8 protein-coding genes and 1 pseudogene are annotated in these 10,010 nt (G+C 68.5%); 6 read left to right on the top strand and 3 right to left on the bottom strand.

Going from position 1 to position 10,010, the window contains the following annotated elements; genetic code table 11:
• Together GSQ76_RS31735 and GSQ76_RS10120 are read right to left on the bottom strand one after the other, a co-directional pair.
• Positions 1-429, bottom strand: a pseudogene (locus GSQ76_RS31735) (VWA domain-containing protein); the annotation flags it as partial.
• A 60-nt stretch (positions 430-489) separates the two neighbouring features.
• On the bottom strand, positions 490-1,641 hold the full coding sequence (locus tag GSQ76_RS10120; protein WP_158743778.1) for a hypothetical protein: 1,152 nt from the start codon (positions 1,639-1,641) through the stop codon (positions 490-492).
• Positions 1,642-1,805: 164 nt separating this feature from the next.
• On the opposite strand from GSQ76_RS10120, the gene GSQ76_RS10115 reads away from it, so the two are divergent.
• The 3 genes from GSQ76_RS10115 to GSQ76_RS10105 are packed head-to-tail and all read left to right on the top strand — an operon-like array spanning position 1,806 to position 5,539.
• A complete protein-coding gene (locus GSQ76_RS10115; protein WP_158743777.1) occupies positions 1,806-2,849 on the top strand; it encodes a phytanoyl-CoA dioxygenase family protein in 1,044 nt (347 codons plus the stop codon).
• A gap of 25 nt (positions 2,850-2,874) precedes the next feature.
• Positions 2,875-3,933 carry an acyltransferase gene (locus GSQ76_RS10110; protein WP_158743879.1) on the top strand — a complete coding sequence of 353 codons (1,059 nt, stop codon included), beginning with the start codon at positions 2,875-2,877 and terminating at the stop codon, positions 3,931-3,933.
• A 31-nt stretch (positions 3,934-3,964) separates the two neighbouring features.
• Positions 3,965-5,539, top strand: coding sequence for an MFS transporter (locus GSQ76_RS10105; protein WP_254070339.1), 1,575 nt, complete (start codon positions 3,965-3,967; stop codon positions 5,537-5,539).
• Here the strand turns inward: GSQ76_RS10105 and GSQ76_RS10100 are convergent.
• Entirely contained in the window at positions 5,536-5,715 is a 180-nt protein-coding gene (locus tag GSQ76_RS10100) for a hypothetical protein (RefSeq protein ID WP_158743776.1), read from the bottom strand. The two genes, GSQ76_RS10105 and GSQ76_RS10100, sit on opposite strands and share 4 nt — an antisense overlap.
• A 103-nt stretch (positions 5,716-5,818) precedes the next feature.
• On the opposite strand from GSQ76_RS10100, the gene GSQ76_RS10095 reads away from it, so the two are divergent.
• From GSQ76_RS10095 to GSQ76_RS10085, 3 genes are read left to right on the top strand one after another with little or no spacing between them, the layout of a single operon-like run.
• Entirely contained in the window at positions 5,819-6,655 is an 837-nt protein-coding gene (locus GSQ76_RS10095) for an alpha/beta fold hydrolase (RefSeq protein WP_158743775.1), read from the top strand.
• Entirely contained in the window at positions 6,652-9,072 is a 2,421-nt protein-coding gene (locus tag GSQ76_RS10090) for a hypothetical protein (RefSeq protein WP_158743774.1), read from the top strand. The genes GSQ76_RS10095 and GSQ76_RS10090 overlap by 4 nt, the downstream gene beginning before the upstream one ends.
• Positions 9,051-10,010, top strand: a complete 960-nt coding sequence (locus tag GSQ76_RS10085; RefSeq protein WP_254070338.1) for a protein-L-isoaspartate O-methyltransferase — start codon at positions 9,051-9,053, stop codon at positions 10,008-10,010. The genes GSQ76_RS10090 and GSQ76_RS10085 overlap by 22 nt, the downstream gene beginning before the upstream one ends.

Raw genomic sequence — 10,010 nt, 5'->3', positions numbered from 1 at the left:
CGTCTGCAGCCGCTCCGTCTCACTCACGGTCAGCGTCGCGTCCAGCTCGTGCTTGTCCTCCGCCTTGGCGCGATCTGTGCGGTCGTTGAACGCCTCCGCCACGCGGCGACTGCCGGGCGGTTGGCGAGCGGCCGGGGCGGGGTTCCGGTCCCCCATCAGCGCCAGCGCAGCGTCTAACTGGCCGGCCGCCGGGTCGCGCCAAAACAGTTCGAACGCGCTGTCGAACACCTCCGCCTGCTCGTGCCGATGCACCATCGTCGCACGCAGCGCCGTGTGCATATCCGCGCGGGACGTAACGCCCGTATGCCCCACCGCCTCCATCGCCGCCAGCATATCCGCCGGCCCGACCGGCAACCCCGCCCGCCGCAGCAGCCGCGCGAATTCCAGCACATTGGCCGCAAAGGCGCCGGTGGGGGGGCTATCATTCATGGCGATGCCGCATCGGCCCCGACTACACGCCCGCCTGCATCGACGCAACGCAGCCGCGTGCTACCGCTTGCCCGCCACGATCGGCCGCCCGATCGCCCCGGCGAGCGCCCGGCCATAGTTCACCGCCCGGCCGAGTTCCGCCCCCAACCCCGCCGCCGCCGACCGAATGGCAATGACCGCGCTGCGGCCCGCGGGAATGTCGAACTTCGCGCACGCCGCGGCCACGATCTCGCTCACCGCATCCTCCAACCCAGCATCGCTCCCCAGCCGTGCGATCTCGTTCACCGGCCGCTCCGGCTCCGCCACCACCCGAGCCTCCCACGGCTGCCCCCACACCATCTGGGCAAACGCCTGGTTCGCCCGGTCCCACCGCTCGTCCACCTGCGCCCGCAACCCTGCATCCAGCCCACGGAACGACACCAGGTTCACGCCCCGCAGCCGAGCCTGCTCCTCGGTAAAGAACGTCGCCGTCCGGGCTTGCCGCCCGAGCGAAACATGCGCGCCGGACCGCCGCAGCCGCCGCGCCACTTCAACCGCCACCGGCCCAGGGCTGCGATTATCGGCAACGGCAACGATGTCGGCATCCAGCAACACCGCCACCCGCGGCAGCAGCCCCAACTCGGCAAAAATCCGCTCGACCATCGGTTCGTGCGACCGGCGGTCCCGTGTCGAGACCGCGCGAATGCGATCGTCACAGGCCGGGCGCCATTGCGCCAGCACGCCGGGCAGATCCAGCCGCCGCATGCCCAGATTGGCGCGGACAAACCCCGCGAACGGCCGCGGCTCCAGCAGGAACTGCGTGCGCCAGGTGTAGTGTGAATTCAGATACTCGCCCGGCGGCTTGACGGTGACCAGCACCTCCATCGCGAAACCCAGCTGCGTCAGGAACCGCCGCAGCAACGCCGGCACACCCAGCAGCGGCCGCACCAGGCACAACGACTCGTAGGACAGGATCAGCGTGTCGGGCTGTGCCGCGGCCACCTGCGCCGCCAGGCTGGCCAGCAACTCCGCGATCTCCGGCCGCTTCCGCCGCCCATCCAGTGCCTCGCCGAAATACTGGTGGCTCAGATGCGGCACCGTGGCCGACCGCGGCGTCAGATCTGGATACAGAATGCCGGCGTGGGCAAGGGCAGGGCGCAGGTGCGAAAGCACCCGCTGGAACGACGTCGTTCCGGTGCGGGGCAGGCCGATATGGATGATGGCGCGGCGCATAGGAGAGTGGCGGCAAAACCCGTTGTGCGATCTGCATCCCATAGGCCCAAGCCGGCGCCCGCCACAAATCCAAATGGCTGCACACCATGGCCTGTTACGTTTCGTGATCTTCGGCTCGCCACGCCGGCTTGCCACGGACGCGTCCTGCGCAGAAAACTGGGAACATGAACCGATTTGCGTCCGATGCCCGCCGGGTCGCCATGATGCCGATATGGGCCGCCCAGTTACTAACCGGCGCAAAGTCCTTCATGGACAACCCGCTCATAGGCAGTGAGGCACTGAACCAGCGCGGCCTGCATACCGGCCGCGTCGCCCTGGCCCATCGCCTGGCTGCCTTCCGCCGGGATCGCCTGGCCGGCCTGCTATCCCCCGCCGATCGCGCCACCTTCGACCATGATGGCTTCATCGTGCAGCGCGACTTCCTGCCGCCCGACCATTTCGCCGCCCTGCTGCAGCAGGTGCAGTCCCATCGCGGCGATGCCCGCGAAACCGTGCAGGGCAACGCCATCACCCGGCGCGTGGCACTCGACCCGGCGACCCTGCAACGCCTGCCCGCGTTGCGCCAATTACTCGACCTGCCCGCCTGGACCGGCCCGATACGCTACGCCGGCAGCTTCGACACCGAACCGGTGAACTACATCCAGACCATCCTCACCCACTCGAAGGACGGCCCGGACGACCCCCAGTGCGACCTGCACGCCGACACCTTCCACCCCACCGTGAAGGCCTGGCTGTTCCTCACCGACGTGCCGGAAGACGAGGGCCCGTTCACCTACGTCGCCGGCTCCCACCGGTTTACCCCGGAACGACGCGCGTGGGAGCGGGCGGTCAGCCTCGGCATGGCGCAGCAGGAAAACCGCTTGACGCGGCGCGGCTCATTCCGCGTCCGCCCGGACGAGCTCGCCAGCATCGGCCTGCCGCCTCCCACCAAGCTCGCCGTGCCCGCCAACACGCTGGTCGTGGCCGATACGCACGGCTTCCACGCCCGCGGCCCCAGCGTTCGCCCCACCAAGCGGGTAGAGATCTGGGCCTACGGAAGGCGCAACCCCTTCGTGCCCTGGACCGGCCTCGACCTCTGGACCATCCCCGCCCTCGGCCGCCGTCGCTCCCCCATGTTCTGGAAATTCGGCGACACGCTGGAGGCAATGGGCATCAAGCGAAACGTGTGGCGCCCGCTGCAGAACGTCGGCCCGTTCGACGACGCCTAGCGCCGCCTCGGCCAAGGATCCCCACCTGACCTCACCCACGCCGACGCGCGGCTTCGACGGCATCCAGGGCCTGCGCGCGCTCGCCGCCCTGGCCGTCGCGTTCCTCCATGTCGCGGATGAGGCGGGGTCGCTGGCAGGCATGCCGGGCCAGTCGCCCTACCCGGCGATCGACCAGGTCCCGCTGGAGGCCGGGGTCGACCTGTTCTTCGTCATCTCCGGCTTCGTCATGGTGTGGGCGTCCTGGGGCGCCTTCGGCCGCGCCGCCTCGATCGCCCCCTTCGTCTGGCGCCGCCTGTTGCGCATCGTCCCGCTCTACTGGTTGCTCAGCGCAGCCACGGTGCTGGTAGCGGTCGCCGCCCCCGGCATCATGAGCGACGGCCTGCGCGACGGCTGGGGCTACGTCGCGTCCTCCTTCGGCTTCATCCCATGGCGGCGGCTGGACGGCGCGGTGCAGCCGATCCTGCGACTGGGTTGGACGCTGGAATACGAGATGCTGTTCTACGCCATCGTCGCCTGCGCCCTTGTGCTGCGGCGGCCGATCGCATTGGCGGCGATCCTGCTCGCGATCGGCGCCCTTGCCGCCGCAGGCCAGGCCCTACCACTGGCCTCCGCCCCGGCGGTGTTCTGGACCGACCCCATTGTGCTGGAATTCGCATTCGGCGTCGTCGTCGCCACCGCGGCGCGGCAGGGCTGGCGCGCCGGCTGGCCCGGCCTGGCCGCCCTGGTCGCCGCCCTTGCCCTCGCCATTCTGTTCGGCGCCGGCCACCGTGTGCTTGCCCGCGGTATCCCGGCGGCGCTGCTGGTGTTCTGTGCTCTGTCGTGGCGCAGCCTCCCCGCCTGGCTGATCCTGCTCGGCGACGCCTCCTACGCCTTCTACTTGGTGCATCCATTCCCGATGCGGGCGATGCGCGTGGTCTTTGCCCACCTGATGCTGCCCACCAGCATCGCCATCCCCGCCTATCTGATTTCCACGATGGTGGTATGCGCCCTGGTCGCCATCGCCCTGCATCTCCTGGTGGAACAACCACTTCTGCGCTGGGGCCGTCCCCGCACGAATGTTGCATCGCCGCAAGTCGAGGGCTGACGTGCCCATCATTGGGGAGTAAGGCTCGCTCATGTCTTCGACGCACGCTGCAGCCCCACCGGCCCAGGCTTCCGCTCCGGCGATGCCCGTCTACTCGCACCAGCAGATCATCAAGGTCATCACCGGGATCATGCTCTGCATCCTGCTGGCGGCACTGGACCAGACGGTGGTGATCCCAGCCGTACCAGCCATCGCCACGCAGTTGAACGCATTCGGCCACCTGTCCTGGATTGTGTCGGCCTATCTGCTAACCTCGACCGCGGCCACCCCGATCTACGGCAAGCTATCGGACATGTATGGCCGCCGGGCATTGCTGCTGCCAGCGCTGGCGCTGTTCATCGTTGCCTCCGTGCTCTGCGCGCTGGCCCAGACGCTGCCGCAACTCATCATCTTCCGCGGCCTGCAGGGTCTCGGCGGCGCCGGCCTCATGGCGATGGCGCAGGCCGCCATCGCCGACGTCGTCTCCCCGCGCGAACGTGGGCGCTATCAGGGCTACATGGCCGGCATGTGGGGCGTCGCCTCCGTCGGTGGCCCGGTGGTCGGCGGCTGGGTGACGGACACGCTGTCCTGGACCTTCGTGTTCTGGATCAACGTGCCGCTGGGCCTCGCCGCGATGTGGCTCTGCAACCGCGCGCTCAAGCTGCTGCCGGTGCGCAATCTGCGCGGCAAGATCGACTATATCGGCGCCGCCCTGCTCACCGCCGGCGTCACCTGCATCCTGCTGGTACTCAGCTGGGGCGGCTCGGAATATCCCTGGCTGTCGCCGACCATCTTCGGAATGGCGCTGGCGTCGGTGGCGCTGTTCTGCGGCCTCATCTGGCACGAAAAGCGCGTGCCGGACGCGATCCTGCCGCCCCGGCTGTTTCGCAGCGCCGTCTTCAGCCGCGGAGTCCTGCTGTCCTTTATCACCGCGACCGGCTTGTTGGGCACAACCTTCCTGCTGCCGCTGTTCTTCCAATTGGTGCGCGGGGTGGACGCATCCGCCTCCGGCTTCCTGGTTATGCCGTTCCTGGTTTTCAACGTTATCGGCGCCTTCACCGGCGGCCAGTTGGCCCGCTGGTTGGGCCGCACGAAACTGCTGATCGTGCTGGGGATTGCCGGCAGTTGCGCCGGGTTCGCCGGCATGGCGATGGTCGGGCAAACCACGCCGGTGATCCTGGTGATGGCGATCATGGGCCTGCTCGGCGTGGGGCTCGGGATCTGCATGCCCAACACGCTGGTCATGGTACAGAACTCGTCCGAACGTCGGGATGTCGGCACCGCCACCGGGGCGATGCTGTTCCTGCGCTCGATGGGCGGCGCCTTCGGCAGCACCCTGGTCGGCGCGCTGCTCACCGGGGTCTACTCCGTCCAACTCGCCGCCTCCGGCTTCGGCCAGGGCGCCGGCGATCTGGGCGCCGTCAAGCCCGGCGGCGTGCTCGCCCAACTGGGCTCTGCGGCGCAGGCGGCAGGCGTCAGCGCCCTACAATCCGGCTTTCGCTTCTCGTTCGAGGCTTTGTTGGTCCTCTCGCTGGTCGGCCTGGTGGTCGCACTCGGCCTGGAGAACACCCAGCTCCGCTCAACCCCCGCCAGCGAACCCGCCGAACCGGCCGCACTCGGGCATTAGCCCGGCCGGGCGGGCGCCACGATCGGGGCGCAATTGGTGCGTCCGGACATGACGCAGTCCTGGATCTTCGAATCGGCGCGGATGTGCTGCATCAGCCACCATCCCCCCGCCACCAGCACTACCACCAAGATCAGCGCCACGATTGCGCCGCGATTCGAGCTCGATGATTCGTCCATTCAGCCACTCCTTCCGGCATCGACATAGCCTGCGCGGTGAGATTTGTTGACAGCCATGCGGGTTGGCCGGCCATAACGCGCCATGCGGGCAGCGTACACTCTTTTGATTCTGGCCTCACTCCTGCTGCCCCGCGCAGCCGGCGCGGCGGACCGGTATTTCGCCACCAGTGACGGCGTGCGCCTACATTATATCGAGGCAGGGCCAAATTTCGCCCCCACCCTGGTCTTCGTGCCGGGTTGGACCATGCCGGCCTGGATCTTCCAACGCCAGATCGACGCCTTCTCCCGCGACTACCACGTCATCGCGTTCGACCCGCGTGGCCAGGGCGACAGCGACATCCCCGCCACCGGATACGAGCCATACCGCCGTGGCGCCGACATCGCCGACCTCATCAAGGCTCTGGGCAATCGCCAAGTCGTCCTGGTCGGCTGGTCGCTCGGCGTGCTGGACAGCCTGGCCTACGTGCACGAGGCCGGGGACGGCAAACTGCTCGGCCTGGTGCTGCTCGACAATTCCGTGGGTGAGGACCCCGCCCCCGTCTACCACCCGCGCCCGCCCGGCCCCCGCCCGCCCCGCGTCGGGCGGGAGGCGACGATGGCGCGCTTCGTCCGTAGCATGTTCCACCGCCCGCAGGATGAGACCTACCTGGACCAACTGACCGAGACGGCACTGCGCACTCCGCCCAACGCGGCCGCTTCCCTGCTGTCCTACCCGGTGCCGCGCACCTATTGGCGCGACGCGATCTACACCGTCCGCAAGCCGATCCTCTACATCGTCACCCCACGCCTGGCCGCCCAGGCCGAGAATTTGCAGGCGCGGCACACCAACGTGCGGACCGACGTCTACTCGGATTCCGGCCACGCCCTGTTCATCGACGACGGCAACCGGTTCAACACAGAATTACTCGACTTCCTCCGAACGGCAGTGCTCCACCAATGATCCGTGCCCGCCTGCTGCCGCTATTCCTGGTGTCGGGGGCGGCCGTTGGCTTCGAAACCGCGCTCACCCGCTATTTCGCCGTCGCGAAATGGTCGGAGTATGGCTACTGGGTGATCTCCATCGTCATGGTGGGGTTCGCCTTCAGCGGCGTGGCCATGGCGTTGGCCCGCGAAACCGCGCTGCGCCATGCCAAGTTCCTGCTCTCCTGGCTGCCGGTGGCGCTAGTGGTCACGGCCGCTTCCGGGTTCTGGGGCGTCACCGCCAACCCGTTCAACCCGCTGCAACTGCAAAACGCCGCCACCTACGGGCCGCAGATCTGGAACATCGCGCTCTACTACGCGGTGCTGCTGCCGTTCTTCTTCCTCACCGGCATCTATATCAGCCTGTGCTTCGTGCTGAACGACGACCGCGTCGCCCGCGTCTACGGCGCCGACCTGCTGGGCGCCGGGGCAGGGGCCGCGCTGGTGCTGGGCCTGATGTTCATCGTGCACCCCTTCCTGCTGGTGCCCGTCCTGCTCATACCGCTGGCCCTCGCCACCTGGTTCGGCCCGGCCCGCATCGCCGGGATCGCGGGCCTTGCCGCCCTGGCAATCTGCGAACTCGGCCTGCTGACGGGCAGCCAGGCTGCCTATAACGACTTCAAGGCCATCTACGCCCCGCTCCACGTCCCCAACAGCCGCGTCCTGGCGCAGGTGAAATCCCCCCGCGGCCTTTATGTCCTGCTCGATGACTTTACCGAGCGGGTGGACACCGACGTCTCCAACGACCTCGGCCTGCTGAACGTCCCGGGTCCGCCCCAGACCTACGGCCTGTATCGCGACGGCAACCGCATCGCCTCGCTGCCGAAGCCCGGCCTGCTGGATGTCGGCTACGCCCCCGCCACCCTGGCCGCACTGCCCTACGTGATGCACCCGCATCCCCGCGTGCTGCTCGCCGGTTCATCCGGCGGCTTCCGCGCCGCAGAGGCCCTGGCGCTCGGCGCCCGCGAGGTCACCGCGCTGGAGCCGGATCCGATCGTGTTGGGCTCGCTGCGCTACGGCCTGGGCGGTTCGCTCCCCCTGGCTGCCGACCCGCGCGTGCGCCTATCGCCCGAAAGCCCGCTCGCCGCCGCCCGCGCCGGCACCGGCTACGACCTGGTCGACGTCTCCGCCGACTTCCTGGACGCCGGGGAGGCGAACAGCACCGCCTTCACCGCCGAGGCGTTCACCGCCGACCTGCTGGCCCTCGCCGAGGGCGGCATCGTCTCCATCCCCGTCTCGATCCGCGAATTCCCGGTCTACGCCCTGCGCGTCCTATCCACCGCCCGCCAGGCCTTGCTGGCCGCCGGCGTCGCCGACCCGGCCAAGCACGTCGTGATCTACCGCTCCGCCTGGAACGTCCGCATCCTGCTGTCGCTCGAGCCATGGAGCGACGCCCGCATCGCCACCATGCGCAAATGGGCCGACCAACGCTCGTTCGACGTCTCCTACTACCCCGGCATGGACGTCGCCGCGGCGCGCGAGGCCATCTACAACGACCTGCCCGCCGTCTCCTTCGACGACGGCGCTGTCACCTCGGGCGCCGGGTCGGAGGACGCGATCGCCGACGAGGCCGGCCAGGTCCTGCGCGGTGAGCCCACCGTGTCGGAGGCCGCGTTCTCCCTCGCCCCCGCCACGCTGGACCGCCCTGCCTACTACGACGTGCTGCGCCTTTCCCATCTCGGCACCATCCTGCGGCGGCTGGAAATCCTGCCCCAGGCCGAGATCGGCCAACTGGTGAACCTGGCAGTGCTTGCGCAGGCGGTCGTGATCGCGCTGCTGGTGCTGCTGGTGCCATTGCTGGCCGGCAAGAAGCTGCGCGCCACCGGCGGTGCGATCGTGCGCCCCGTGGTCTATTTCGCCGCCCTCGGCCTGGGCTTCCTGTTCATCGAGATCGCGATGATCGAGCGCGCCAGCCTGTTCCTCAACGACCGAACCTCCGCCTTTGCCCTCGTCCTCACGGCGATGCTGGTCTTCTCCGGCTTCGGCAGCCTGCTGGCCGAGCGGGTGGGGCAGGGCGGCATCGCCATCGCCTCCGGCATCGCGGTGATCTGGTGCATCGCCGCCTATGCCGGGCTGCTGCCGGCGATGCTGGCCACGCTGGACTGGCCCTGGCTCGTCCGCGCCGGCTTGGTCGTGCTGACGGTGGCGCCGGTCTCGATCGCGCTCGGCATGCCGTTCCCGCTGGGACTGGCCAAAACCGGATCCGGCCCGATGTTGCCCTTCGCTTGGGCCGTCAATGGCGCCTTCAGTGTTGTAGCTACGCCACTCGCGAACCTTTTGGCCACACAAGGCGGCCTGAGCTGGGTATTACTGGCAGCCGCGCTACTCTATGTTATTTGTTTCGCAGCCTATCCCTCGTTCCGGAAGATACCGCAGTGGCAGCCATCCCCCACCTGACCCGCCGCGCCGTTTTGGGCGCCGCCGCCGCTACCGCGATTGCGCCGGGCGCGTTCGTGCCGCGCGCGCTCGCCGCGGGCACGCCGGGCTGGACGCGGGACGCTTTCATGGAAGCGATGCGCAAATCCGGCCGCCCGATCGACCTGACGCAGGCCCAATTCGACGCCATCCAGGCGCGCAAGCCCGCCGCCATGGCCCGCATCGCCTCCTACCTGAAGGACCGCCTGGGCAGCGCCGACCCGGCCGTCATGCATGCGTTCGACCTGCTGCCGCGCGAATACTACCATTACAACTACGCCGATCACCGGGCCATGTCCGGTGAGGCCTACGAGGCCGATCCGAAGCCCTGGGCGCTCGGCTACGGCTCCGCCCTGTCGGACTATCTGGGCCAGGCCTACATGTCGCAGATCTGCAAGCCGACCGCGCATGACGTCACGCTCGAGATCGGCACCGGCAGCGGCTTCCAATCCTCCCTGCTTTCGCGGATCGTCAAGCGCTCCTACTCGATCGAGATCATCGAGCCGCTGGGCCATGCCGTGGCAAAACTGTGGGCGCCGCTGGGCTTCGACAATATCGAAAGCCGCGTTGGCGACGGGTATTTCGGATGGCCGGAGGTGAAAGAAGGTTTCGACATCATCATCGTCACCTGCGCCGCCCAATACACCCCGCCGGACCTGTTCAAGCAGTTGAAGCCCGGTGGCCGCATGATCATCCCGATCGGCCAGCCCTTCAAGCGCGGCCAGGTGCTCTACGTCTACACCAAGGACGCCGAGGGCAAGGTCCACTCCAAGCGCGACGTCGGCGTGTTCTTCATCCCGATGACCGGCGCCATGATGAACCGCCCGAAGCCCGCCGATACCTCGACCCCGAAGCCGGATCCGGTCGCCGCGACCGAAGCCGCCCCCGCCGCAACCCCAGCCGTCGACGCGCCCAAATAG

Origin of the sequence: Acidisphaera sp. L21 (genome assembly GCF_009765685.1) — a bacterium.
In the GTDB taxonomy this organism is placed as follows: domain Bacteria; phylum Pseudomonadota; class Alphaproteobacteria; order Acetobacterales; family Acetobacteraceae; genus LMUY01.
The sequence above is the reverse complement of the archived record's forward strand: the minus strand, read 5'-3'. Positions and strand labels throughout refer to the sequence as shown.